Genomic DNA, 26,314 nt, shown 5'->3' on the forward strand with positions numbered 1-26,314 from the left:
GTGCAGGGACCGCGCCGGCATGCCGGCGCGGTGTTCAGCCGATCAACGGATCCAGTGACCCCAGCGCGACTTCTCCTGTACCTGCTGGATGCGCATGCTACCAATGCTCTGCTCCGCCGCTGCGGCGATCTCGTCATCGATCATCCGGGTCGACAGTGACAGCCAGCTGGTGGCGAAGGCTAGCGCATCACCGTGCAACTCCAGCGCCTCGGTGGAGATGTTGCCGAGGTTGTCGCATTCGTTGTGATAGCACGGATCGAACGGCTGGCCGGCTGCGCCGCCGTAACGCTGCGCCTGCTCCTCGGTCTTGATGTCCTCGGCACCGGTGAACAGACCGCCGAAGGCGATGCCGTCCTCGAAGAACTGTGCGTAGTCGGAGCGGAAATCGATCTCGGTGCCTTCAGACGGCGCATTGCGCAGCTGGAAGTAGGTGCGCAGCAGGCGTTCGATGGCGGCCGAGCCGGGTGGCCCCTGCAGGCCGAAGTCGGAGCCATCGCCGTCATAGATGAAGTTGGCGTAGTTCGGCGAACCGATCATGTCGACGTTCAGATAGGCCTTGATGCGCTGTTTCTCCTCGTCCGGGAGCTGCGTGACGTAGTAGGTCGAGCCCACCAGGCCGGACTCCTCCGCGCCCCACCAGGCAAAGCGCACCTTGTTTTCCGGCCGCGCCTTGCTCATCAGTAGGGCCATTTCCAGCAGCGCGGCGCTGCCCGAGCCGTTGTCGTTGATGCCCGCCCCTTCGAACACCGAGTCCAGGTGCGCGCCGACCATGACCACGTTGCCCGGATCGCCGCGGCGCGTTTCAGCCAGCAGGTTGTAGGTCTCGGTCTGCTCGCGCACCACGTCGACGTTCATGCTCAGTTGCAGCCCCGCGGTCTGCGACCAGGCCACGCCGTTATCGTAGGTCGAGAACATCACCGGGATGCCGCCGCTGTAGTCCTCGCCCAGGGTTGCGACCAGCAGCCCCTTGCGGTCCTCGGTGTCCCCCTGATTGAAGATGATGGCGCCTGCCGCACCGGCCGCCGCGGCATTGCTCGCCTTCTGCCCGAACGGACAGGTGCCGCGCTGCATCAAGGCAATGGCACCGGCCGGGAAGCCGGCGAAGTCCTCGGGCTCACAGCCGCTGGTGGAGGTGTTGCCAGCGCCGAGAGCCAGGTCGACCGGCACCACCGGTGCGGTGACATTGCCCGGATCGGTCTGATCGGCGTAGGTGAAATCCTCCTCCCAGACGTACTGGGCCGGCTGCGGCGCCACGGCGCTCAGCGTGCCGGGGCTGACGGGATAGAAGGCGAGGAACGGGAAGGCCTGCACTTCGACGCGATAACCGGCGCGCTGCAGGCGGCTGCGCACGTAGTCGATCGACGCCTGATAACCGGGCTGACCGGACGCACGATTGCCGTCGTTCATCATGGCGATGTCCTGCAACGCCTCCAGGTGCTTCATGACATTGCTCGCCTGCATGCAGCGCGGCAAACCGACCGGCGTACCGACCAGCAAGGGCGAACGGCAAAGCGCGGCGTTCGGCTTATCCGGCGTCCAGAAGTCATTGAATTGAGCGGTGTCTACCTGCGGCGCCGCGAAAGCGACACTTCCGGTAAGTAATGCGAGAGAAGCAACTACCCGAACAGCATTGTTTTTTTTGTGCATGGGTAACTCATCCTTGCAACGGATTGATGGGCAGGCCGCCTGTGGCTTGCGCCATCGTCCCCTACTGCTTTCAGCGGACGCGGCCATAGGGAGCTAGACCGAACGGCCGCCGTCTCGGTTCTGAGACAGCCGCCCGCCGGTAGCACCGTTGATCGGGTTGCAGGGAACTTCATCAAGGCGCTTTACTGACTCTTGGCGGAGCGGCGCTGGAAACAGCGCCGTTCAGCAACGGCGACAGGCGTTGCACCTGCCGCCGGAGAACGTCGAATCAGATTCGGAACTGACCGACCAGCTGCTGCAGTTGCACGGTCAGTCCATTCAGCTCGCGGGAGGTCTGGGCTCCCTGAGCGGCGTCGCTGGCCACACCGTCCACCGCATCGGCAATGTGGTGCACGCTGCGGTTGATCTCCTCGGCCACGGCGGTCTGCTCCTCGGCGGCGGCGGCGATCTGCGCGTTCATCGAGTTGATGGTGCCGATCAGTGCGGAGATGGCATCCAGTGACTCACCGGCCTGGTTGGCTTGGTCACGGGTGCTCTCGCCTTTCTCGCCAGCGCGCAACATGGTGGCGACGGTGTTGGAAGTGGCGCTCTGCAGACGGTCGATCATGCCCTGGATTTCACCGGTGCTCTGCTGGGTACGGCTGGCAAGGGCACGTACTTCGTCGGCGACCACGGCGAAACCGCGACCTGCCTCACCGGCACGGGCTGCCTCGATGGCCGCATTGAGCGCCAGCAGGTTGGTCTGCTCGGCGATGGCGCGGATCACGTCAAGCACACCAACGATGCCTTTCACGTCCTGCTGCAGCCCTTCCAGCGACTCACCGCTACCACGCAGCTCGCCCACCAGTTCGTGAATGTGGTGGATGCTCTGATCGACTACCTGCTTGGCCGCAACGCCCTGCTGATCGGTCTGCTGCGCCGCTTCGGCGGCACGCTGGGCGCTCATCGCGACCTCGTGGGCCGCGGCCGACATCTCGTTGATCGCTGTGGCGACCTGATCGGTCTCGCTGCGCTGGTCGGCCATAGCCTGTTCCGAGCGCTGCGCCTGGCTGGCCACCGCACCGACCAGCCCGCTCAATTGCGTGGTGGTGCCGGCAACCTGCTGTACCAGCGAATGGATCTTCTCGACGAAGCGGTTGAACGACATGGCCAACTCACCCAGTTCATCCTGGCTGGTGATCGGTAGTCGCTGGGTCAGGTCGCCGTCGCCCTGGGCCATGTCATCCAGATTGCGCTTGATCAGCACCAGCGGACTGAGCAGGGCATTGCTCATGAAGACGGCTAGCAGCGCCATCAACGCCAGCAGCGCGAACGCCGAAACCAGCATGATGGCTACCAGCCCGTCGATGCGCTCCTGAAACTCTGCCCGCGCGGCCTGCACGTCGCGCTCGACGCCATCCAGGTTCAACGATGTGCCGAAGACCATGTTCCATTTGGGCAGGAATTCGGCATAGCCGACCTTGGGCACCAGCACACTGCTGTCACCCAGCACGAAGCTGTAGTCGACGTAGTGGCTGCCGTCCTGGCCGGCGCGCACCAGCTCGCGAATGGCGTAGACACCGTTCGGGTCACGGTAGTCGTAGAAGCTCTGGCCGATCTTGTCCTTGGTGTTGCCCTGCAGGATGCGCACGGCCTGGGAGTCATAGCCCCAGAAATAGCCGTCCTTGCCATAGGACATCCGCTCGAGAATGGCCACCGCCTGATCGCGCGCCTGCATGTCGCCTTCGGCGGAGCGCTCGTGGATCGGCCCGATGGCATTGCGCGCAAGCTCGACGTAATGCTTGAGCTCGGCACGCCGATCCTGAATGAGGCTCTTGCGGGTGTGCTCTTCCTGCTGTTCGGCCAGTGCGCGCAATTCATAGACGGCGATGCCGCTGAGGAGGATGGAGAGCAGTAGAATCGGGCCCAGCGTGAGCAACAGCAGCTTCATTCGTAAACGAAGATTGGAGAGCATTCTGATCGATCCCTTTAGGTACTTGTAGCAAGAGAAATTGCGACAAAAAAAAGGCGCCACTTAAGCACCAATTGCGCAAGTACCTTCGGTTGTCGACCTGACGGGAGCTTTCTTTACCCCATGAACGACGAAACCCTGCATGGCAGGGTTTCGCGATAGCCCGTCCTAGAGCGGCTTGTCGATCAGATGCGGAACTGTCCCACCAGCCGCTGGAGCTGTTCCGCCAGACCATTGAGTTCACGTGCGGTTTGCGCGCCCTGGGCGGCATCGCTGGCCACACCGTCCACCGCGTCGGCGATATGGTGCACGCTGCGGTTGATCTCCTCGGCCACGGCGGTCTGCTCTTCGGCGGCGGCGGCGATCTGCGCGTTCATCGAATTGATGGTGCCGATCAGTGCGGAGATGGCATCCAGCGACTCCCAGGCCTGATTGGCATGATCACGAGTGCTCTCGCCTTTCTCACCGGCGCGCAGCATGGTGCTGACGGTGTTCGAAGTTGCGTTCTGCAGGCGATCGATCATGCCCTGAATCTCGCCGGTGCTCTGCTGCGTGCGGCTGGCCAGCGCCCTTACCTCGTCAGCCACCACCGCGAACCCACGCCCCGCCTCGCCGGCACGGGCCGCCTCGATGGCGGCATTGAGCGCCAGCAGGTTGGTCTGCTCGGCAATGGCACGAATCACGTCGAGCACGCCGACGATGCCTTTCACGTCCTGTTGCAGCCCCTCCAGTGACTCGCCGCTGCCGCGCAGCTCGCCCACCAGTTCATGAATCTGGTGAATGCTCTGGTCTACGACCTGCTTGGCCGCAACGCCCTGCTGATCGGTTTCGCGCGCGGCCTCGGCGGCACGCTGGGCGCTCATCGCCACTTCGTGGGCAGCGGCCGACATCTCGTTGATTGCCGTGGCCACCTGGTCGGTTTCGCTGCGCTGATCGGCCATGGCGTGCTCCGAACGCTGCGCCTGGCTGGCGACTTCACCCACCAGGCCGGTCAGCTGCGCGGTGGTTCCGGCGACCTGTTGCACCAGCACGTGGATCTTCTCGACGAAGCGGTTGAACGATGCCGACAGCTCACCCAGCTCGTCACGGCTGGTAACCGGCAGGCGATGAGTCAGGTCGCCATCGCCCTCGGCCATGTCGTCGAGGTTCTGCTTGATCTGCAGCAGCGGCCGCAGAATGGCATTGCTCATCAGCACCGCGAGCACGGCAACGAGGATGAGCAGCAGCAGCGCGGATCCAAGCATGATCAGCGTGAGACTGTCGATGCGCGCCTGGAAGGCTGCCCGAGCCTCACCGACATCGCGCTCGACGTCATCCAGGTTCAGCGAAGTGCCGAATACCAGGTTCCATTTCGGCAGGTACTCGGCATAGCCGACCTTGGGCACCAGTGCATTGCTGCCCGGCACGGCGAAACTGTAGTCGACGTAGTGGCTACCGTTCTGACCCACCTTGACCAGTTCACGAATCGCATACACGCCATTCGGGTCCTTGAAGTCGGCAAAGTTCTCACCGATACGCTCGCGGGTCGCGCCCTGGAACACGCGAACGGACTGCCCGTCGTAACCCCAGAAGTAGCCCTCGCGGCCGTAGGTCAGCCCTTCCAGCAGCGCCACGGCCTGATCGCGGGCCTGCAGGTCGCCTTCGGCGGAGCGCTCATAGATCGGCGCAATCGCATTGCGGGCGAGCTGCACGTAACTTTCGAGTTCGACGCGTCGGTCGCGGATGAGACTGGCGCGGGTCTGCGTTTCCTGCTGGTCAGCCAGATCCTGCAGCTCGATCACCGCAACGCCGCTGAGCAGAACAGCGAGCAGCAGAATCGGGCCAAGGGCAAGCAAGAGCAGCTTCACTCACAATCGTAGTGATGACAGCATCTGGTAATCCCCCATGAAAAACGCGGTTAAGTAGTGCCATTGTGCCACCGACTACATCACGAGGAGAACGCTACCAAGTGATAATTCAAGCCGCGCGGCGCGCTGCCGATGAACGTTGTTCGCAAAAACGAAAAAACCCCGCCGAGGCGGGGTTTTTTTCGTCGAGGTACGAGTACTACTTCTTGTGGCCCAGCTTGCGCAACTCTTCATCACGCAACTCACGACGCAGGATCTTGCCGACGTTGGTGGTCGGCAGGCTGTCGCGGAACTCCACTGACTTCGGGCGCTTGTAGCCGGTCAGGTTATCGTGCATGTGCTGCATGACCTGCTCCTTGGTCAGGCTCTCCCCCGGTTTGACCACCACGAACAGCTTGATCGCCTCACCGGACTTCTCGTCCGGCACGCCAATGGCGGCGCACTGCAGCACCCCTGGCAGACCGGCAAGCACGTCTTCCAGCTCGTTGGGATAGACGTTGAAACCGGAGACCAGAATCATGTCCTTCTTGCGGTCGACGATGCGGATGTAGCCGTCTTCCTGAACGACACCGATATCGCCCGACTTGAACCAACCTTCGGCGTCGATCACTTCGGCAGTGGCCTCGGGGCGCTGCCAGTAACCCTTCATCACCTGCGGGCCCTTGATGCACAGCTCGCCGATCTCGCCTTGCGCCAGATCCTGGCCATCGTCATTGATGACCTTGAACTGCGTCGAAGGAACCGGAATGCCGATGGTGCCGATCTGGATGTGCTCTATCGGATTGACCGAGGCCACCGGGCTGGTTTCGGTCAGGCCGTAGCCTTCGCAGATGGGGCAACCCGTCACCTGCTTCCAGCGCTCAGCCGTAGCCAGCTGCAGCGCCATACCGCCCGACAGGGTGACCTTGAGCGCGGAGAAATCCAGCTTGCGGAAGTCTTCGCTGTTGCACAGCGCCACGAACAGCGTGTTGAGGCCGACGAAGCCGCTGAAGCGATACTTCGACAGGTCCTTGATCATCGCCGGCAGGTCGCGCGGATTGGAGATCAGGATGTTGTGGTTGCCGCTGAGCATCATCGCCATGCAGTGAAAGGTGAAGGCGTAGATGTGGTAGAGCGGCAGAGGGGCGATCAGCACCTCGCTGCCGTCATTGAGGTTCGACCCCATCAGCGCCTTGCACTGCAGCATGTTGGCGACAATATTGCGGTGGGTCAGCATCGCGCCCTTGGCAACGCCCGTGGTACCGCCGGTGTACTGCAGCACGGCGACTTCATCGCTGCTCGGCGATACGTCCCGCACTGCCTTGCCACGACCCAGGGCCAGCGCGTCGTTGAGCTTGACCGCCTTCGGCAGGCTGTAGGCCGGGACCATCTTCTTCACATGCTTGACCACCGCGTTCACCAGCATGCGCTTGAGCGGCGGCAGCATGTCGGCGACTTCGGTGATGACCACGTGCTTGATGCCGGTCTTGGGCAGCACTTCCTCGGCCAGATGCGCCATGTTGGCGAGGCAGACCAGCGCCTTGGCGCCGGCGTCGTTGAACTGGTGTTCCATTTCCCGCGCGGTATACAGCGGGTTGGTGTTGACCACGATGAGGCCGGCGCGCATGGCCCCGAACACCACGATGGGGTACTGGATCAGGTTGGGCAGCTGCACGGCGATACGGTCGCCGGGCTGAAGATCGGTGTTCTGCTGCAGATAGGCGGCGAAATCGCCGGACAGCTTGTACAGCTCACCATAGGTCAGGGTCTTGCCGAGATTGCTGAAGGCCGGCTTGTCGGCGAAACGCTCGCAAGACTGCTTGAGCACAGCCTGGATGTTCTGATACTCGTCGGGATTGATCTCGCTGGAGACACCAACAGGATACTTATCCTTCCAGAAGTTATCGGTCATGAACCCCACTCCTAAGCAACAGCTTTATTACTGCGCGATGGCAGCTGTTTTGTTGTGATTTGTTAACTTTTGTACCACTAATCGGGCTAAAAGCGTGCCCGAGGTTAGCAGCTTTGCCCAGGAGCGAACAGAGTCCGGAACGCGTTGATTCGACATAAAGTGACCGGAACATATGTCCCGGTCACTCAATTTGAGCCGCCCTCTGCGGGCTGCGCCTGTCGTTATCAGGCGCTTTCACGCAACTCGCGGCGCAGGATCTTGCCCACCGGCGTCATCGGTAATGCATCGCGGAAAACGTAGTGCCGCGGCATCTTGTAGCCGGTGAAATTCTCCCGGCAATAAGCCTGCAGTTCTTGCTGGGTGAGGGTCGGATCGCTGGGCACGACGAACAGCTTGACCGCCTCGCCGGATTTCTCGTCCGCGACACCGATAGCGGCGCAGGCGGCGACCTTCGGGTGGGCCATCACCACGTCCTCGATCTCGTTGGGATAGACGTTGAAACCGGAGACGATGATCAGGTCCTTTTTGCGGTCGACGATGCTGACGAACCCGTCCTCGTCGATCACCGCGACGTCGCCGGTCTTCAGCCAGCCCTCCTCGTCCAGCACCTCGGCCGTAGCTTCGGGACGCTGCCAGTAGCCCTTCATCACTTGCGGCCCCTTGACGCACAGCTCGCCGCGCTCGCCGAGCGGCAAGGCGTTGCCTTCGTCGTCGATGACCTTGACCGTGGTACCGGGCACCGGCAGCCCCACCGTGCCGAGGCGCGAATGTTCGCCATGAGGATTGGCGCAGACGACCGGCGAGGTTTCGGTCAGGCCGTAGCCTTCGACAACGGTGCAGCCGGTCAGGCTCTTCCAGCGTTCGGCGACTGCCGATACCAGGGCTGTACCGCCGGAATTGGTGCCTTTGAGTCGGGAGAAGTCGATCTTCTTGAACTGCGGGTGAGCCATCAGCGCGACGAACAGTGTGTTGAGCCCGAGGAACGCGGAGAACTGCCAGCGCTGCAGTTCCTTGACGAAGCCATTGATGTCCCGCGGGTTGGTGATCAGCACGTTGTGGTTGCCGGTCACCGTCATGCACATGCAGTTAACCGTGAAGGCGTAGATGTGATACAGCGGCAGCGGCGCGATCATCACTTCCTGACCTTCACGGATGACCGGGTGGCCCTGATCGTCCAGCTGCTGCATGTTGGCCCGCACCTGCTGCATGTTCGCCACCAGGTTGCCGTGGGTCAGCATCGCGCCCTTGGCCACACCTGTCGTACCGCCGGTGTACTGCAGCACGGCGACGTGGTCGAGTTCCAGCGGCGCGGGCTTGTGGCTGTGGCGCGCGCCGTCGCGCAGCACATCCTTGAAGGAAACGGCTTGCGGCAGGCTGTAATCCGGCACCATTTTCTTCAGGTGCTTGACCGCCGCGTTGACCAGCGCGCCCTTGAGCGGCGGCAACATGTCGCCGATGCGCACTTCGATCAGGTGCTCGATGGCGGTATCGGGCAGCACCTCCTGCACGTGGTGGCCGAAGGTATTGAGATACACCAGCGCCCGCGCGCCGGAATCCTGGAACTGGTGGCGCATCTCCCGCGCGGTGTACAGCGGGTTGGTATTGACCACGATGAGGCCGGCACGCAGCGCACCGAACACCGCGATGGGATACTGCAGCAGGTTGGGCATCTGAATGGCGATGCGGTCGCCGGGTTGCAGATCGGTGTGGTGCTGCAGCCAGGCGGCGAAAGCGGCGGAGTGGCGCTCCAGATCGGAGTAGCTGAGGGTAACACCCATATTGCTGAATGCGGGGCGGTCCGCATGGGTCTTGCAGGCTCGCTCGAACACTTCGACGACCGAGCGGTAAGCACCTAGATCGATGTCGTTGGGCACGCCAGCAGGGCGTTTGTCATTCCAGAATTCAGGCTGCATTGTTATTGGCCTCTTTACCTGAGAGTGTCTGGCCCGCGCACAGCGGGCTCTGGCGAACTTATCAGGTCAGCGTCGCGACGCAACAGTCCAAGCCGCACAAATCACTGCCGTGAATCTTTCGTCACGCTGCCGGGACGGCCTGCACTCGGGACAATCGTGCTGCATGCCTCTAGAATGCAGCCCCAGCGCGCAAGCACCGGGCTGTGCCGGTTGCGCGGAACCTGATTCGATCAGGCGCAGCAGTTGACGCGCCCCGCCCCAGCATCTGAGGACTGTCCATGAGCACCATCAGCAACACGCCCTACGCCGAACTGGAAGTCGGCCAGCAGGCGAGCTTCGAAAAACACGTAGAGGAAAAGGACATCCAGCTGTTCGCGGCCATGTCCGGCGACCGCAACCCGGTCCACCTGGATGCCGAGTTCGCGGCCGGTACGCTGTTCAAGGAACGCATCGCCCATGGCATGTTCAGTGGCGCGCTGATCAGCGCCGCCGTGGCTTGCACCATGCCGGGCCCGGGCACCATCTATCTCGGCCAGACCATGAAATTCACCCGCCCGGTGAAGATCGGTGACACCCTGACCGTGCGCCTGGAAATCCTCGAGAAGCTGCCGAAGAACCGCGTGCGCATCGCCACCCGCGTGTTCAACCAGAACGATGAGCAGGTGGTCGATGGCGAGGCGGAAGTGCTCGCGCCACGCAAGCAGGAGACCGTAGAACTGAAGGAGTTGCCGCCGATCACCATCGGTTGAGCCTTTCCACGTTCAGTGTCCCGTCGCGTGACGGAGGCAAGCTGAGGGCGCCTGATTGGCGCCCTCTTCATTTCCAGCAATCCCTCCGTCTGCCCGGCACGGGCGACAAGCAGAACGCCATTAAGGCCTTGGCCTACGCCCCGAGCAGTTCCCCAACGGAGGATGCGTATCGGATACCCCGCGCCGACCATCCAGCGAGCAGTACAAGAAGAACAACAACGGGACCCTCACCCATGCTCACTCGCTCGATCACTTATCGACGCCTGGCGGCGCTCGCCCTTGCCGGCTTCGCGCTGGCCATGCAATCCGCTTCGGCTACCCCGCTCGACCCTGGCCCCGACGAGGCCCTGCTCTACTATCAGCGCGCCGATGGTGACTACAACGGTTGGGGTCCGCACCTGTGGAACACCCCCAGCTGCAACGGCAGCGCGACTGAAACCAGCTGGGCGCAACCGCTCGCGGCGGTGGATACCGACCCGCGGTACGGCGCCTTGTACCGCATTCCATTGAGCGCCAATGCCAGCTGCCTGAATCTGATCATGCACAAGGGCGACGAAAAGGACCTGGGCGGTGGCGACCTGACCTGGCGCTTCGACGAACTGGGCCGTCGCGCCTTCACGGTCAGCGGCAACCCACAGCTGTCCAGCACGCCGCTGAGTGGCAGTGCCGTGGCGATCAAGGGCGCGCGGGCGCACTGGCTTGATCCGTTCACGCTCGCACTGGTGGGCGGTGCGCCGGGCGCCAGCCGCTTGGAACTGCGCTATGACCGCGACGCCAGCATCCGCATCGACAGCGAGGCGCGAACCGTCAGCGGCGGGCAGGCCCTGGCGATGCAGCCGTCCAGCCTGCGCAATGGACTCAAGCGCCAACACCCGCATCTGGCCGATGCCTCTGCTTACCGAATCACGGCAGGTGTGAAAGACATTCGCCACGCCGTGATGAGTCAGCTGGTGGTGATCGCCTACGACGCGGACGACCGGGTCATCGATGCCACCGAAGTGCAGACCGCCGGCATCCTCGACATGCTGTTCGCCTACAACGGTGAGCTGGGCGCGACGCTCGATGCCAGCGGTGTGTCCTTCAAGCTCTGGGCACCGACCGCGCAGCGGGTTCGCCTGCACGTCTTCGATGCGTCCAAACGACTGCTACCCGGCTATCCGAAGCCTATGCGGGAGCGGCTCGGCGTCTGGAGTCTGGAAGGCCCGCGCTCACTGGATCGCCAGTACTACCAGTACGAAATCACCGCCTACCGACCCAGCACCGGCGGGGTCGAGACGACGCTGGTCAGCGATCCCTATGCCCTGAGCCTGTCACGCAACAGCCAGTACGCCCAGGTGGTCGACCTGAACGCCGACGATCTCAAGCCCGCCGGCTGGGATGCCGTACGTCCGCCACGCCCGGCGCACCCCGAAGCGAACGTGATCTACGAAACCCATCTGCGCGATTTCAGCGCCAGCGACGCCAGCCTGCCAGCCGCGCTGCGCGGCACCTACGCCGCGTTTACCCGACATGACAGCAACGGCATGCGGCACCTGCGCGACCTGCAGAAGGCCGGGCTCACCCACGTGCAGCTGCTGCCGGTGTTCGACATCGCAACCATCGACGAAGACCCCGCTCGGCGGATCAACCTGGACGCCCCCTTCGCCAAGCTCTGCGACCTGTCGGATGCGGCCCGCCAGCGCTGGGCGCAATACTGCAGCGCGGCGAGCATCCGTCAGGTGCTAGAGGGCTTCGACCCGGCCAGCGGTCAGGCGCAATCGCTGTACAACGACCTGCGCGGCCTGGATGACTTCAACTGGGGCTACGACCCCTTCCACTTCACCGCGCCCGAGGGCAGCTACGCCAGCGATGCCGAAGGCGTGCAGCGCATCATCGAGTTCCGCCAGATGGTGCAGGCCTTGGCCGGCAATGGCCTCGCCACGGTGATGGACGTGGTCTACAACCACACCAACGCTTCCGGCCTGGCCGACAAATCCGTTCTGGACAAGGTCGTACCCGGCTACTACCACCGCCGCAACCCGACGACCGGCGCGGTGGAAACCTCGACCTGCTGCGAGAACACAGCCAGCGAACATCGCATGATGGCCAAGCTGATGATCGACTCGCTGAAGGTCTGGACCCGCGACTACAAGATCGCCGGCTTTCGCTTCGACCTGATGGGTCACCATATGCGCGAGCAGATCGTCGATGCGTATCACGCCGTTCGCCGCATCGATCGCGACACCTATTTCTACGGAGAAGGCTGGGAATTCGGCGAGGTTGCCGGCAACGCACGCGGTATCAACGCCAATCAACTGAACATGGCCGGCACCGGCGTCGGTACCTTCAATGATCGGCAACGTGATGCAGTCCGTGGCGGCAGCCCCTTCGACGGCGGCGACAGCATTCGCCGCAACCAGGGCTTCGCCAACGGCCTCTATCTGCGACCCAACGAGCTGAGCGGCGCCGGGGCTCAGGAAAAAGCGCAACTGCTGCACGCCACCGATTTGATCCGCGTCGGTATTGCTGGCGGGCTACGCGACTTCCAATTCGTGACCGCCGACGGCAGCACGCGCAAAGGCAGCGAGATCGACTACAACGGCCAGCCCGCCGGCTATACGCTGGACCCGCAGGAAACCGTCAATTACGTCTCCAAGCACGACAACCAGACGCTGTGGGACAACAACCAGTACAAGTTGGCCAGCAGCCTGTCGGTTGCCGACAGGGTGCGCCTGCACATGGTGGCGCTGTCGGTGCCGCTGTTCAGCCAGGGCGTGCCGTTCATCCATCTCGGCTCGGACATCCTGCGATCGAAGTCCATGCAGCGCGACAGCTACGATTCGGGCGACTGGTTCAACGCGGTGGATTTCAGCTACCAGGACAACAACTGGAACAAGGGCCTGCCGCGCGCGGACAAGGACGGCGACAACTGGCCGCTGATTCGCAGGATCATTGTCGACCCGCAGGCCAAACCGGGCACCACCGACATCATCGCGGCGAAACGACGTTTCCTCGAGCTGCTGAAAATCCGTAGCGACAGCGCACTGTTCCAGCTCGACAGCGCCCGCGAGGTGCAACGGCGCCTACAGTTTCACAACACTGGACCCGAACAGCAGCCCGGCGTGATCGCCTTCAGTCTGGCCGATGGTCCGCGTGACGGCCGCGATCTGGACCGCCGCTACAGCTCGCTGATGGTGGTGATCAATGCCTCGGACAGGCCGGTTCGCCTGCCGGGCGCGGACGGCTACGAGTTGCACCCGGTGCTGAATGGTTCGGTCGACCCGATCAGCCGCCAGGCCAAGGTCACTAGTGGGGAGTTCGAGGTACCGGCGTTCACGACGATCGTATTCGTCCAACCTCAGACACGTCTGTAAATCGCGCGCAAAAAAAAAGGCGACCATAGGTCGCCTAAATGCCTTGCGTGCTCTTTGAATCTGCCGGGAATCGCTTACTTCTTGTGCGCATCCCGCCAGATGAAATATCCGAAGCCTCCGAGGAAGGCGACCATCAGGCCGACCGTGACCACCCCTGCGAGCACCACATCATCGACAAACATGAGACCTACCTCCGAAACCTGATTCGCTATTCGATGGGTTCAAGTTAAACCCGCTCCCCCCTAAAAAAATTGACCCGGGTCAATGGCCACAAAGCAGCGCGCACAGCCGTGAGCAACGACTGATCCAGGTCAAGAAAACAGGGGTGTTTGAGGCGGAAAACGGCAGGATAGGAGCAAAAGTGTGGTGCTAGCCGAGCGGCTAATAGCGAATCGATCTGTGCAATGTTGAAGGGGGGCGCGATTAACGCTTCTTCGGGGAGCGTTTGCCCTTCTTCTTCGCCTTGCCCAGCGGCAGGACCTGCTCGAAGGTCTTGCGCATCTCCTCGAGGCGCTTGTCGTTGAGGTCGTGAATACGCTTTGCGCGCTCGGCACTGAAGTCGATCAACTTCTCGTCGCTGCTCATTTGCTCGGCCTCGTCTCGATCAGGCGGAAGGTCAGGTTGAGGCGCGGCTGCAGCACCTTGCTGGTCCGCGCGATCTGGTGTTGCCAATGATGCTGCGTCGTGCCCCTCATGACCAGCAGCGAGCCATGTGCGAGGACGAGCGAGTGTTGAATCCGCCCACTGCCCTTGCGCCGCAGATCGAAACGTCGCTCAGCGCCCAAGCTCAGCGAAGCGACAGTGGGGCAATCGCCCAGCTCGGGCTCATCGTCACTGTGCCAGCCCATGGCGTCGCGTCCGTCGCGATACAGGTTCAGCAACACACCGTTGAAGCGCTGACCGGTCTCGTGCTGCAGACGCTCACGGATGTCGCGCAACAGCGGTGTCCAGGCCAGCGGATCATGTCGCAGGCCGGAATAGCGATACCCGGCGTCCGCGTCGCCGAACCAGGCGACCATGCGTGGTACTGCAACCTGGCGGCCATAGATTCGGATTTCGGGTTGCGACCAGGGCGTGGCGCTGACGAGGTCCTCCAGCCAGGCATCGGCGGTTTCGCTGTCGACCCACCCCGGGTAGTAGTCCAGTGCGGCGTCCGGCAACTCGATCGATGAAGCGTGGCTCGGGTCGTTCGTGAACACCTCAGACCTCGACGTCAACCCAGAGTCCCTGGCGCGGCAGCTCTTCGAGCTCGGCCTGGTCCTGTTCATCAGTCTCGCCGGTCGCCAGTTCCTCCGGGGTATACCCCCGGCGCTGACGCCGCCGCTGCTCGTCGCGCAGCATCTCGGCGCTCTCCTGCGGATGACGTCGGTCGAGGGTAACCGCACTTTCGTCCGAGCTCGGCTGCACGGGTGCCACCGGTGCGATCTCCGGGCGCGGCTTGACCACGTCCTGCTGGGCGTTGACCGGGAATACGCCTGATGGGATGGGTGGCAGCATGCTGGTTACCCCTCTTTACCGATGAATCGGCGCGGCACCGGCCAACTTTAACAGGACCGCTACACTTCATGCGTCACGCAGTCGCCATCGGCCGTCGCTCTGCTGGCGACGTTCCGTTACCATAGCCGGCTTTTTCACAGCGGGAGGCAGCATGGCGCAGCAGTATCTACCGGGGCAACGCTGGATCAGCGACAGCGAGGCAGAACTCGGCCTCGGAACCATCCTGACCCAGGATGGGCGGATGCTCACCGTGCTCTATCCGGCGACCGGCGAAACGCGCCAGTACGCGACACGCAGCGCCCCACTGACGCGGGTGCGCTTCGTGCCCGGTGACGAGATCACCCATTTCGAAGGCTGGAAGATGACCGTGCGCGAGGTCGACGACGTCGACGGCCTGCTGGTCTACCACGGCCTGACCGCGCAGAACGAAGCCCGCACCCTGCCGGAAACCCAGCTGTCGAACTTCATTCAGTTCCGCCTGGCCAGCGACCGCCTCTTCGCCGGGCAGATCGACCCGCTCGCCTGGTTCAGCCTGCGCTACCACACCCTGCAGCACCAGAGCGCCCAGCTGCAGTCCTCGCTATGGGGCCTCGGTGGCGTGCGTGCGCAGCCCATCGCGCACCAGCTGCACATCGCCAAGGAAGTCGCTGACCGCATCGCCCCCCGCGTACTGCTGGCCGACGAAGTGGGCCTGGGCAAGACCATCGAAGCCGGCCTGATCATCCATCGCCAACTGCTCTCAGGCCGCGCCAGCCGGGTGCTGATCCTGGTTCCGGAAAACCTCCAGCACCAGTGGCTGGGGGAGATGCGCCGCCGCTTCAACCTGGAAGTCGCACTGTTCGATGCCGAGCGCTTCATCGAGAGCGATGCCAGCAACCCGTTCGAAGACACCCAGCTGGCACTGGTATCGCTGGAATGGCTGAAGGAAGACGAGCGTGCCCAGGACGCTGCCTTCGCCGCAGGCTGGGACGTGCTGGTAGTGGACGAAGCGCACCACCTGGTCTGGCACCCGGAAGGTGCCAGCGCCGAATACAAACTGGTCGAACAGCTGGCCGAAGTGATCCCCGGCGTGCTGCTGCTGACTGCAACTCCGGAACAGCTCGGTCTGGACAGCCACTTCGCCCGTCTGCGTCTGCTCGATCCGAATCGTTTCCATGACCTCGATGCCTTCCGCGCCGAAAGCTCCAGCTACCAGCCGGTGGCCGAAGCCGTGCAGGAGCTGCTCGACGAGGGCCGTCTCTCGCAGCAGGCACACCAGACTATCCACGATTTCCTCGGCGCCGAGGGCGAAGCCCTGCTGGCCGCCGCCACCGATGGAGACATCGAGGCCAGCAGCCGGCTGATCCGCGAGCTGCTCGACCGTCACGGCACCGGCCGTCTGCTGTTCCGCAACACCCGTGCCGCCGTGCAAGGTTTCCCAGAGCGTCAGTTGCATCCCTATCCGCTGCCCTGCCCGGCCGAATACCTCGAACTGCCGCTGGGCGAGCATGCCGAGCTGTATCCGGAGGTCGCCTTCCAGAGCCAGCAGGACGACGGCGAGGCGAGCAACCGCTGGTGGCAGTTCGATCCGCGCGTGGAATGGCTGATCGACACGCTGAAGATGCTGAAGAAGTACAAGGTGCTGGTCATCTGCGCCCATGCCGAGACCGCCCTGGATCTGGAAGACGCGCTGCGCGTGCGCTCCGGCATTCCGGCCACAGTGTTCCACGAGGGTATGAGCATCCTCGAGCGCGACCGCGCCGCGGCCTACTTCGCCGACGAGGAGTTCGGCGCGCAGGTGCTGATCTGCTCGGAAATCGGCAGTGAAGGCCGCAACTTCCAGTTCAGCCACCATCTGGTGCTGTTCGATCTGCCGGCGCACCCGGACCTTCTCGAGCAGCGCATCGGCCGTCTCGACCGCATCGGCCAGCAGCACACCATCCAGCTGCACGTGCCGTATCTGGAAACCAGTCCGCAGGAACGCCTGTTCAAGTGGTATCACCAGGCACTGAACGCCTTCCTCAACACCTGCCCGACCGGCAACGCCCTGCAGCACCGCTTCGGACAGCGTCTGCTGGGGCAGCTGGAAGAAGGTGACGACGACACCTATCAGCTGCTGATCGACGAGGCCCGCGCCGAGCGCGAGCGTCTGGAAGCCGAACTGCACAGCGGTCGCGACCGTCTGCTGGAACTCAATTCCGGCGGCGGCGAACAAGGCAAGGCGCTGGTCGAAGCCATCGAGGAGCAGGACGACCAGTTCGCCCTGCCGATCTATATGGAGCAGCTGTTCGACGCGTTCGGTATCGACAGCGAAGACCACTCGGAAAACGCCCTGGTACTGCGCCCCAGCGAGAAGATGCTGGATGCCAGCTTCCCGCTGGGCGATGACGAAGCCGTGACCATCACCTACGACCGTGAACAGGCCCTGGCCCGCGAAGACATGCAGTTCCTCACCTGGGAACACCCCATGGTGCAGGGCGGCATGGACCTGGTGCTGTCCGGCTCCATGGGCAACACCGCGGTCGCGCTGATCAAGAACAAGGCGCTCAAGCCGGGCACCGTACTGCTCGAGTTGCTGTTCGTCAGTGAGGTGGTGGCGCCGCGTGCACTGCAGCTGAGCCGCTTCCTGCCGCCGCTGGCGCTGCGCTGCCTGCTCGACGGCAACGGCAACGACCTGGCCTCGAAGGTGGCCTTCGATACGCTCAACGATCAGCTGGAAAGCGTGCCGCGGGCCAGCGCCAACAAGTTCGTTCAGGCCCAGCGCGACGTGCTGGCCACCCAGATCGCCGCCGCCGAAGCCAAGATCGCCCCGCGCCACAGCGAGCGCGTTGCCGAGGCACAACGCAAGCTCAAGGCCGGCCTGGAGGAGGAGCTGGCGCGACTGGTAGCCCTGCAGGCAGTCAACCCGAGCGTGCGCGACAGCGAGATCGAAGCCCTGCGTCAGCAGCGCGAAGACGGCCTGGCAGCACTGGAAAAGGCCGCCTTGCGATTGGAGGCAATACGGGTGCTGGTCGCCGGCTGAGCCGGCAGCGCTTTGCCCGTGTGTCCTGAAGGCGGTGTCCAAACCATCCGTTCAGGTCAACGCGCCAGCGGTTGGACCACCTCGTTCCCGACCTGAACGAGGCGGTCCGCGCTTCCCCGAGAACGGCCTCGTCGAGGCGTGCTCTTATTATTCCGATTCCTTACGTGCGATACGCCAGTACGCCCCGACCCGCTCCGCCAGCGCCTTTGGCGGTTCGGCATACAAGCGGCGGCCCAGGCGCAGCGCGCGCTGTTGCAATTGCGCCCGCCTCTGTTCGATACAGCGCTGCACCGCTTCACGGGTATCCGGTGTACCGAACAGCTCGGGCGCGCCCTGCATCAGCTCAGTCATCACCGCCAGGTCATGGTCGTCACCCAGCGCGTCGGCGACCTGCTTGAGCTGTTCCGCGCGAGTTTCCAGCGCATCCGGCCAGCACGGAGACAGCAGCTGGCAGTGATACCAGTGGTCCTTCACCCGCTTGCGCCATTCGTGAAGCAACTCATCCGAGTCCGCCTTTTGCGCACGTGCGAGATCCCGCACACCGTCGGCATAGGTTCGCCGAAAGCCCGCGGCGAGCAAGCCGAAGCCTTTGCCCGGCAATTTCCAGTGCTGCACGTCTCGAGTCAGTGCGCGCAGGTCACCCAGCACCTGCGTCACTTCCACATCGAAGCCGGTATGCACCTCACCATCCGGCGCGGCGCGCTGCTGCAAGCGCAGACGGATCTGGCGGAACGCATCGCTGACGAACAGTGGCTGATCGGTGCGCGCCAGGGCGTCCCAGCTTTCCAGCATAGCGGCGGCATCGCGTGACTCGGCCAGGCGTCGTCCGGCATCGCGCAGCCGACGATTGTCGACGCTGAAACGCGCACCGAGCGGTTCACGCACCAGCCGCAGCAGCGCGCGCATTTCCTTGAAGCGCTTGCGCGCCTGGTGCACGCCCTCGGCCCGCTCGGACGGCTCGACACAGAGCGCCTGGATCGCCTTGTTGATGCGCCCCAGCGCGGCCTTGCGCACCTCTTTGGCAGCATTGCGCGCTGGGCGTATTCGATAGGCCATTTGCGTTATCCCTCAATGACACGCTCCGCTGGAGCATCCGTATTGAGACCCGCACGCCACGCCGGGTGTTATCCCGGCAATGTGAAGATTTGTGTCAGCAACGCCGGGATTCCATTTCAACCGTAGCGCTTGCGCGCCTCGATGGCCAATCCGCTGCCAATGCTGCCGAAGCGATTGCCTTCGACATGCCGTGCACGGGGCAGCAGCCCGGCAACGCTGTCGCGCAGTGCAGGAATGGCGCTCGAGCCACCGGTGAAGAACACCGTATCGACCTCATCATGGCGCACGCCGGCATCCGCCAGCAGCTGATTGATGCTGCCACCGATACGGTCAAGCAGTGCGGCGATGGCGCCTTCGAAGCCCTGGCGGGTCAGCTCGACCTGCAGTTGCGGCTCGATACGCTGGAAGTCGATGGCGAACTGCTCCGCCTCGGTCAGCTCGATCTTGCCCTGCTCCACCTGCATCGCCAGCCAGTGTCCGGCGCGCTGCTCGATCAGGCGGAACAGCCGGTCGATACCGGTGGGGTCGACGATGTCGTAGCGCATGCTCTGCAACGCCCGTAGCGAGGCCGGCGCGTAGACCGCATTGATGGTGTGCCAGGTGGCCAGGTTGAGGTGGGTGCTGGTCGGCATCGGTGCGTCGCTCTTCATCCGGCTGCCATAGCCGAACAGCGGCATCACCCCGCTCAGGCTGAGCTGCTTGTCGAAGTCGGTACCGCCGATGTGCACGCCGCCGGTGGCGAGAATATCAGCCTGTCGATCATCGACGTCCCGGCGCTCGGGCGACAGCCGCACCAGCGAGAAGTCGGAGGTACCGCCGCCGATATCGACGATCAGCACGCGCTCTTCGCGTTCGATACGCGACTCGTAATCGAAGGCCGCGGCGATCGGCTCGTACTGGAAGGACACGTCCTTGAAGCCGATCTTGCGGGCGGCAGCGGCCAAGGTGTCCGATGCCTCGCGGTCGGCCTGCGGGTCGTCATCGACGAAAAACACCGGCCGCCCCAGCACGACTTCCTCGAATGGCCGGCCGGCAGCCGTTTCGGCGCGCTGCTTGAGGGTGCCGAGGAACAGGCCGAGGATTTCCTTGAACGGCATGGCGCTGCCGAGCACGGTGGTTTCGCTTTTCAGCAGCTTGGAGCCGAGCAGGCTCTTGAGCGAACGCATCAGGCGGCCTTCATAGCCCTCCAGATATTCGCTCAGCGCCTGCCGACCGTAGACCGGCCTGCGCTCTTCGAGATTGAAGAACACCACCGACGGCAAGGTCGGTTGCTCGCCTTCCAGCGCGATCAGCGGATCGACGCCGGGGCGCCACCAACCAACCGTGGAATTCGAGGTGCCGAAGTCGATGCCGCAGGCGCGGGCGGATGAGGCGTTGAGCATGGCGTGTTCCACGGGTACTGAAAAAACGGCCGCGCAGTGTAAAGGAGGCGGCCCGCCGATGCAGGCCTATCGTCGGTTAGCCCTCGATGGCTTTCTCCAGACAAAAAAATGCCCGGCCATCGCTGGTCCGGGCACAAACCCCATAACGCAAACGTATCAGGCAGGCACCGCCTCCGCGCCGGGCGCATCGGCCGTCATCCCGGCAGTCATGCGCTTGGCATCGGCGCAGAAGGTCCGCGATGCCTGGAACAGGAACAGCATGGTCAGCAGCAGCGACGCCGGTATCAGATACATCGCCCCGTGCAGACCCTCGGCACGGAAGGCCTCGGCCATCTCGCTGGCGCCCGCTGCCAGCATCGCCCCTTCGGCGAAGTGGTCCGAGAGCAGCCCCACCACTACTGTCCCCATGCCGCCGCCCAGCAGGTACAGGCCGGCGAAGAACAGCGCCATGGCCGTGGCCCGCAGGCGCGGTTCGACCACGTCCTGAATTGCCGTGTAGACGCAGGTATAGAAGTTGTAGGAGAACAGCCAGCCAATGCTGAACACCGCGACGAACATGCCGACCTCGATGCGGCCGGCCAGCAGCGCATAGCCGGTCGCGATGGTCGCGATCAACATGCTCACAGCGGCGAAGATCAGGCGACCACGGGCGTAGCGCTGGTGGATACGGTCAGCGACCCAGCCGCCCAGGGTCAACCCGAACAAGCCGGTCAAGCCGACGATCACGCCGGTGGCGACCGACGCCTGTACCAACGAGACACCGTGATAACGCATCAGCAACGGCACCATGAAGGCGTTGCAGGCATAGGTGGCGAAGTTGAATGCCAGGCCGGCCAGCACCAGCCACCAGAAGGTGCGAATCGACAACACCTTGCGGATCGGCTGCTGCACCGGCTCCTGGGAAACCTTGACGGTCTCGGCGGCGCCGCGCTTGGGCTCCTTGATCAGAAAGATGAACAGCGCCAGCACCAGGCCGGGCACCGCGGCGATGAAGAAGGGCGCACGCCAGCTGCCGAACGCTTCGACCATGGAACCGATGGTGAAGAACGCCAGCAACAGGCCCAACGGCAGGCCGAGCATGAAGATGCCCATGGCCCGGGAGCGCTTGTGCGCCGGAAACAGGTCGCCGATCAGCGAGTTGGCGGCGGGCGCGTAACTGGCCTCGCCGATGCCGATGCCCATGCGCACCAGCAGGAAGCTCCAGAAGTTCCAGGCCAGGCCGTTAATCGCGGTCAGGCCGCTCCACGCGGTGAGCCCCCAGCCCATGATCTTGCGCCGCGAACCGAGGTCTGCCATGCGCCCCAGGGGCAGCCCGGCAATGGCGTAGACGATGGTGAAGGCGGTGCCGATCAGGCCGAGCTGGAAATCGTTGAGGCTCCACTCCAGGCGGATCGGCTCGGCGATGATCGCCGGTATGGTGCGATCGAAGAAGTTGAACAGGTTCGCCAGAAAGAGCAGAAACAGCACGCGCCAGGCGTTGGATGCTTGGGTGGAAGGCTGCATGACGTCGGTCTCGATTGTTCTTATATTCCGGCCACAGACCAGCCGGGACTCGACCATGACTCTAGAGTCTGTGCCTGATCCTGTCTCCGAACATCACCTTCGCTTATGCCCCGCGATGGCTCAGCGCCCGCGCCACTCGGCCAGCCAGCCCAGGCCAGCTTCGGTGCCCTGCTCCCCCGGTTTGTATTCGGCGCTCAGCCAGCCCTGGTAGCCGCTGGCCTGCAAGGCCTGCAGCGCTGCGCCGAAGTCCAGCTCACCACTACCGGGCGCGCCGCGGCCCGGGCAGTCGGCGAACTGCACATGACCGATGCGCTCGCCCAGCCGGGTAATGCAGCTGGGCAGGTCCAGCTGCTGGCGTGCCATATGGTAGAAATCCAGTTGCGCCAGGCAGTTGGGGTGATCGACGCGCTGCAGCAGAGCCTCCAGATCCGCCGCGCTGTTGATCAGAAAGCCTGGCATGTCGAGCGGGTTGATCGCTTCGCAGAGCACGCGGATGCCGAGCATGTCGAAGGCGTCGGCGGTCTTCCACAGGTTGTGCTCGAGCGTCTCCAGCGCCAGCTCGCGGTCCACGCCCTCGGCGAGGCGGCCCGGCAGCACGTTGACACTGGCCGGTCGAACCATCAGCGCATAGGTCAGCGCCTCCTGCAGAGCCGCGTCGAAGGCCTCCTGCCGGTCCGGCACCGCCGCCAGGCCTGGTCCGCCCTGCAACAGATCGCCGGCGGGCAGATTGATCAGCACCAGCGGCATGCCGGCGCGCTCGAGTTGCTCTTTCAGGCGAATGGCCGGCACTTCGTAAGGAAACTGGATCTCCACGCCATCGAAACCGGCGGTGCGGGCGGCGAGGATGCGTTCGGTAAGCGGCAGCTCGGTGAACAGCAGCGATAGATTGGCGGCGATCTTCATTGGTCGCCCTCCCGGTACATCTGCACCAGCGTGGCGGGGTCACGCTCAAGATTGCCCTGGCTGCCGTGCAGGCGCATCAGCTGCGCGGCCAGGCCGCTCAAGGGCGTCGCCGATCCCTGCTCACGGGACAGTTTGACAGCCGTATCCAGATCTTTGAGCAAGGTCCGTACATGCCACTTCACCGGTTCGAACTCGCTCGCTGCCATCTGCGGGGCGAGGATCTGCAATGGCTTGGAATCGGCGAAGCCGCCGGCCAGCGCCGGTGCCAGCAGGCTGGCGTCGACTCCGGCACGTTCGGCCAAGGCCACGACCTCGGCGATCACCAGCGCATTGCAGGCGACGATCATCTGATTGCAGACCTTGGTCACCTGGCCGGCGCCGACCCCACCCATATGGGTAAGGCGCTGGCCCAGGTTCATCAGCACCGGCCGTACCCGCTCGACATCCTCGTCGCGTCCGCCGGCCATGATCACCAGGCTGCCGGCTTCCGCGCCCGGCGTTCCACCAGAGACCGGGGCATCGACCCAGCGCATGCCACTGCGAAATTCCAGCTCGGCGGCCATGTCGCGGGTTGCCGTCGGCTCCAGGCTCGAGTGATCGACCAGCAGCTTGCCGGCCTTGCCACCTTCGGCGATGCCGCCCTTGCCGAAAAGCACCTCGCGCACAGCGGCGGTGTCAGCCAGACACAACAGCACAATGTCGGCCTCGGCACAGAGCTCGGCGGGCGTCGCCACCGCCCTGGCCCCCAGCTCTACCAGCGGCTGGCACTTCTCGGGCGAGCGATTCCACACCGCCAGACGATACCCCGCCGCCAGCAGACGTCGACACATCGGCAGGCCCATCAGGCCGATACCGGCAAAAGCGAGGGTTGGCAGGTCGGACATGAGGCGGCTCCTTGACGAACGAGGTCGTGATTCTAGCGCCGCACCGCCAGGAACGGCCAAACGATGTACCTCCCTCACCCCTCAACTGCTCAATGCTCCCCTCCTGCTGCCACAATGCCACTGTGACCGATCCAGCAAATTGCCCGACCAACCGGAACGATCCGCCGTCGAGCGCCTCTGAAGGAGGCCCCGGGGCATCGCCTCGCGCAGCCCCATCCGCTCAACGCACGCCTGCCCATGGCAACGCGCGTGCATCAGAAGACATCGCAGGAAACAAGCAATGGATTTAATTCAGATCATCGTCCTGGCCATCGTGCAGGGACTAACCGAGTTCTTGCCGGTATCGAGCTCGGCTCATCTGATCCTCTTCCCGCACCTGGTGGGTTGGGACGACCAGGGACTGGCATTCGACGTGGCGGTGCACCTCGGCACCCTGGCCGCAGTGGTCTGGTACTTCCGCCTGGAAGTCTTCGGCATGACCCGCGACTGGTTCGCATCGCTAGCCCGCCGCGAGCGTGTCGGTGACAGCCGGCTGGCCTGGGCGGTGATCCTTGGAACGATTCCGGTCGGCATCGCCGGGCTGCTGTTCAAGGACTTCATCGAAGTCCAGCTGCGTTCGCCGCTGGTGATCGCCTGGGCGACCATCGGCTTCGGTCTGCTGCTGTGGTGGTCGGACGTGGTCAGCCGGCGAATCCCGCAACCGCGCGACGAGCACAGCCTGAACTGGAAGGACATCTTGCTGATCGGTTGCGCCCAGGCGCTGGCGCTGATTCCCGGCACCTCGCGCTCGGGCGTGACGATGACCGCCGGGCTGTTGCTGGGCCTATCGCGCTCCGGCGCAGCACGCTTTTCCTTTCTGCTGTCGATCCCGGTGATCGTGCTTGCCAGCGGGCTGAGCACACTCGACCTGGTGGAAGGCGGGGTAGCGGTTGACTGGACGGCGATGGGGCTGGGTGTGGTGCTGTCGGCGGTGAGTGCCTACCTGTGCATCCACATCTTCCTGAAGTTGCTGGAGCGCGTCGGCATGCTGCCGTTCGTGATCTACCGCTTGATCCTCGGTGTGGTGCTGCTGGTACTGTTCACCGGCGCCTGAGCGCACCTGTTGATACGTTGTACGCCTTGCCGCGGCTTGCGATCCCTCGCGCTGCCGCGGCGCTGGCCAGAGCGAGGTCGCCCTATCAGCCCTGAGGCAGGTCGATCAGCAGTGGGCCGAGCAGGACAGCTGCGATACGCGCCTCGGTGAACATCTTCTCGGTCAAAGGCACGCTGCGTATTTCCGCGCTGCCAACAGGTTGCGCCTGAATTCGCGCTACCTCTCTGAACGAGTGACCATCTGCCCAGACCATGGTGGACCGACGCTTCTTATCGCACTTCACATTCGCTTCCTTTGCCTGCGGGGGTGGCACATTGCACATATTCGGCCACTACAGATCACTTAGGTTTGGGGCCTGAAAAAAGTTCGTCGTGTTACACGATATTTCTGCAATGGAAATGCGCCAGAAGCGCTCCAAGCGTCCCTATTCAGCTTTCCCTTGGCGCCACACGCCTACCACGCTCTATAATCCGCGCGCTTTTTCCGCTATTGAACCGGAGAACCCTCAATGCTGAAGCGCTCCCTGGCAGCCGTCGCCGGCCTTGCCCTGTCCCTGTCTATTGCTACTACCCACGCCGCTGAAACCCTGCGGGTTTCCGCTATCCCCGACGAAGCCCCGACCGAGCTGATTCGCAAGTTCAAGCCGCTGGGCGAATACCTGGAACAGCAGCTGGGCATGCCAGTGAAGTTCACCCCGGTATCGGACTATGCGGCTGTCGTCGAATCCCTGGCCTCCGACCGCCTCGATCTCGCCTGGCTGGGCGGCTTCACCTTCGTCCAGACTCGTCTGAAGACCGGCGATGCGATCCCGCTGGTGCAGCGCGAGCAGGACGAGCAGTTCACCAGCAAGTTCATCACCGCCGATCCCGAGGTGAAGTCACTGGCCGACCTCAAGGGCAAGACCTTCGCCTTCGGCTCCGTGTCGTCGACCTCGGGTAGCCTGATGCCGCGCTACTTCATGCTCAAGGACGGCATCCAGCCGGAGCAGTTCTTCAAGCGCATCGCCTACTCCGGCGCCCACGATGCAACCGCCGCCTGGGTCGAGGCCGGCAAGGCCGACGCCGGGGTGCTCAACGCCTCGGTGTGGGACAAGCTGGTCGCGGCCGGCAAGGTCGACACCGACAAGGTCCGGGTGATCTCTACCACTCCGCCTTATTACGACTACAACTGGACCGTGCGCGGCAACCTCGAGCCGGCGCTGGTCGAGAAGATCAAGGCTGCCTTCCTCGCCCTCGATCCGGCCAACCCGGAGCACAAGGCGATTCTCGATCTGCAGGCCGCCAGTCGCTTTATCGAGACCAAGCCGGAGAACTACGTAGGCATCGAAGAAGCTGCGCGCGCCGCCGGCCTGCTCAAGTGATGCCGCGTAAGCGCCAGCCATGAGCACATTGCAAACACCGCCGGCGCCAGGCCTCGCTGCACAACCGGCGCTGAAGCTGGCCGGCGTGGGCCACACCCACGCCGGCGGCCAGATCGCACTGCGGCGGCTCGACCTGCAGGTCGCGCAGGGTGAACGGGTCGCCATCATTGGCCCGTCCGGGGCCGGCAAGACCACGCTGCTGCGTCTGCTAGCCACGTCGCTCAAGCCAGATCAGGGCGATCTCGAGCTGCTCGGCAAGCGCCCCTGGACGCTCTCGGCGGGGG

At 63.8% G+C, this 26,314-nt stretch carries 21 protein-coding genes; 6 read left to right on the forward strand and 15 right to left on the reverse strand.

The features are described 5' to 3' along the window. Nucleotides 1-42 precede the first annotated feature (42 nt). The 5 genes from F753_RS30645 to fadD2 form a co-directional block, all read right to left on the reverse strand. The gene (locus tag F753_RS30645) at nt 43-1,647 is read right to left on the reverse strand and encodes a M28 family metallopeptidase (RefSeq protein WP_031297329.1); all 1,605 of its coding nucleotides are present in this window, start codon (nt 1,645-1,647) and stop codon (nt 43-45) included. A gap of 268 nt (nt 1,648-1,915) precedes the next feature. Next, nucleotides 1,916-3,601: a methyl-accepting chemotaxis protein gene (locus F753_RS30650; RefSeq protein ID WP_031297331.1), complete on the reverse strand. Its 1,686-nt coding sequence runs from the start codon at nt 3,599-3,601 to the stop codon at nt 1,916-1,918. Nucleotides 3,602-3,783: 182 nt separating this feature from the next. Continuing rightward, a complete protein-coding gene (locus F753_RS30655) occupies nt 3,784-5,445 on the reverse strand; it encodes a methyl-accepting chemotaxis protein (protein ID WP_023444469.1) in 1,662 nt (553 codons plus the stop codon). A gap of 199 nt (nt 5,446-5,644) precedes the next feature. Next, complete coding sequence (gene fadD1 / locus F753_RS30660) at nt 5,645-7,336, reverse strand: long-chain-fatty-acid--CoA ligase FadD1 (RefSeq protein WP_023444470.1); 1,692 nt, start codon at nt 7,334-7,336, stop codon at nt 5,645-5,647. A 224-nt stretch (nt 7,337-7,560) separates the two neighbouring features. Continuing rightward, on the reverse strand, nt 7,561-9,249 hold the full coding sequence (gene fadD2 / locus F753_RS30665; RefSeq protein WP_023444471.1) for a long-chain-fatty-acid--CoA ligase FadD2: 1,689 nt from the start codon (nt 9,247-9,249) through the stop codon (nt 7,561-7,563). A 278-nt stretch (nt 9,250-9,527) separates the two neighbouring features. Here fadD2 and F753_RS30670 point away from each other — a divergent pair, with 278 nt between their 5' ends. Together F753_RS30670 and pulA are read left to right on the forward strand one after the other, a co-directional pair. Beyond that, the gene (locus F753_RS30670; RefSeq protein ID WP_014821189.1) at nt 9,528-9,998 is read left to right on the forward strand and encodes a MaoC family dehydratase; all 471 of its coding nucleotides are present in this window, start codon (nt 9,528-9,530) and stop codon (nt 9,996-9,998) included. Nucleotides 9,999-10,231: 233 nt separating this feature from the next. Beyond that, nucleotides 10,232-13,351 (forward strand): pullulanase-type alpha-1,6-glucosidase, encoded by a 3,120-nt coding sequence (gene pulA, locus F753_RS30675; RefSeq protein WP_023444472.1) that lies wholly within the window; start codon nt 10,232-10,234, stop codon nt 13,349-13,351. 74 nt (nt 13,352-13,425) lie between these two features. On the opposite strand, the gene ccoM is transcribed toward pulA, so the two are convergent. The 4 genes from ccoM to F753_RS30690 form a co-directional block, all read right to left on the reverse strand. Further along, nucleotides 13,426-13,533 carry a cytochrome c oxidase subunit CcoM gene (ccoM, locus tag F753_RS50160; protein WP_023444473.1) on the reverse strand — a complete coding sequence of 36 codons (108 nt, stop codon included), beginning with the start codon at nt 13,531-13,533 and terminating at the stop codon, nt 13,426-13,428. Nucleotides 13,534-13,774: 241 nt separating this feature from the next. Then, nucleotides 13,775-13,936 (reverse strand): hypothetical protein, encoded by a 162-nt coding sequence (locus tag F753_RS49705; RefSeq protein WP_014821192.1) that lies wholly within the window; start codon nt 13,934-13,936, stop codon nt 13,775-13,777. Further along, on the reverse strand, nt 13,933-14,550 hold the full coding sequence (locus F753_RS30685) for an alpha-ketoglutarate-dependent dioxygenase AlkB family protein (protein WP_023444474.1): 618 nt from the start codon (nt 14,548-14,550) through the stop codon (nt 13,933-13,935). Before F753_RS30685 ends, F753_RS49705 begins: the two co-directional genes overlap by 4 nt. 1 nt (nt 14,551) lies before the next feature. After that, on the reverse strand, nt 14,552-14,848 hold the full coding sequence (locus tag F753_RS30690; RefSeq protein WP_014821194.1) for a hypothetical protein: 297 nt from the start codon (nt 14,846-14,848) through the stop codon (nt 14,552-14,554). 151 nt (nt 14,849-14,999) lie between these two features. Between F753_RS30690 and rapA the strand changes: the two genes are divergently transcribed. After that, complete coding sequence (rapA, locus tag F753_RS30695; protein WP_023444475.1) at nt 15,000-17,849, forward strand: RNA polymerase-associated protein RapA; 2,850 nt, start codon at nt 15,000-15,002, stop codon at nt 17,847-17,849. Between the two features lie 147 nt (nt 17,850-17,996). Here rapA and F753_RS30700 read toward each other — a convergent pair whose 3' ends face one another. The 5 genes from F753_RS30700 to F753_RS30720 all read right to left on the reverse strand — a co-directional run bounded on the left by F753_RS30700 (nt 17,997) and on the right by F753_RS30720 (nt 23,577). Continuing rightward, nucleotides 17,997-18,905, reverse strand: a complete 909-nt coding sequence (locus tag F753_RS30700) for a CHAD domain-containing protein (protein WP_023444476.1) — start codon at nt 18,903-18,905, stop codon at nt 17,997-17,999. Between the two features lie 116 nt (nt 18,906-19,021). Beyond that, nucleotides 19,022-20,287 carry an Hsp70 family protein gene (locus F753_RS30705; protein WP_023444477.1) on the reverse strand — a complete coding sequence of 422 codons (1,266 nt, stop codon included), beginning with the start codon at nt 20,285-20,287 and terminating at the stop codon, nt 19,022-19,024. 156 nt (nt 20,288-20,443) lie between these two features. After that, entirely contained in the window at nt 20,444-21,790 is a 1,347-nt protein-coding gene (locus tag F753_RS30710) for a spinster family MFS transporter (RefSeq protein ID WP_023444478.1), read from the reverse strand. Between the two features lie 120 nt (nt 21,791-21,910). Next, a complete protein-coding gene (locus F753_RS30715) occupies nt 21,911-22,693 on the reverse strand; it encodes a hydroxypyruvate isomerase family protein (protein WP_023444479.1) in 783 nt (260 codons plus the stop codon). Then, complete coding sequence (locus tag F753_RS30720; RefSeq protein ID WP_023444480.1) at nt 22,690-23,577, reverse strand: NAD(P)-dependent oxidoreductase; 888 nt, start codon at nt 23,575-23,577, stop codon at nt 22,690-22,692. Before F753_RS30720 ends, F753_RS30715 begins: the two co-directional genes overlap by 4 nt. 280 nt (nt 23,578-23,857) lie before the next feature. Here F753_RS30720 and F753_RS30725 point away from each other — a divergent pair, with 280 nt between their 5' ends. Next, nucleotides 23,858-24,670 (forward strand): undecaprenyl-diphosphate phosphatase, encoded by an 813-nt coding sequence (locus F753_RS30725; RefSeq protein WP_023444481.1) that lies wholly within the window; start codon nt 23,858-23,860, stop codon nt 24,668-24,670. Between the two features lie 85 nt (nt 24,671-24,755). On the opposite strand, the gene F753_RS30730 is transcribed toward F753_RS30725, so the two are convergent. Next, nucleotides 24,756-24,953, reverse strand: a complete 198-nt coding sequence (locus tag F753_RS30730; protein WP_023444482.1) for a hypothetical protein — start codon at nt 24,951-24,953, stop codon at nt 24,756-24,758. 225 nt (nt 24,954-25,178) lie between these two features. Here F753_RS30730 and F753_RS30735 point away from each other — a divergent pair, with 225 nt between their 5' ends. Both F753_RS30735 and F753_RS0124705 read left to right on the forward strand, forming a co-directional pair. Next, nucleotides 25,179-26,030, forward strand: coding sequence for a putative selenate ABC transporter substrate-binding protein (locus F753_RS30735; RefSeq protein ID WP_023444483.1), 852 nt, complete (start codon nt 25,179-25,181; stop codon nt 26,028-26,030). Nucleotides 26,031-26,049: 19 nt separating this feature from the next. Beyond that, on the forward strand, nt 26,050-26,314 hold a 265-nt coding region (locus F753_RS0124705), incomplete at its 3' end, for an ATP-binding cassette domain-containing protein (RefSeq protein WP_156924024.1).

Source organism: Stutzerimonas chloritidismutans AW-1, from assembly GCF_000495915.1.
In the GTDB taxonomy this organism is placed as follows: domain Bacteria; phylum Pseudomonadota; class Gammaproteobacteria; order Pseudomonadales; family Pseudomonadaceae; genus Stutzerimonas; species Stutzerimonas chloritidismutans.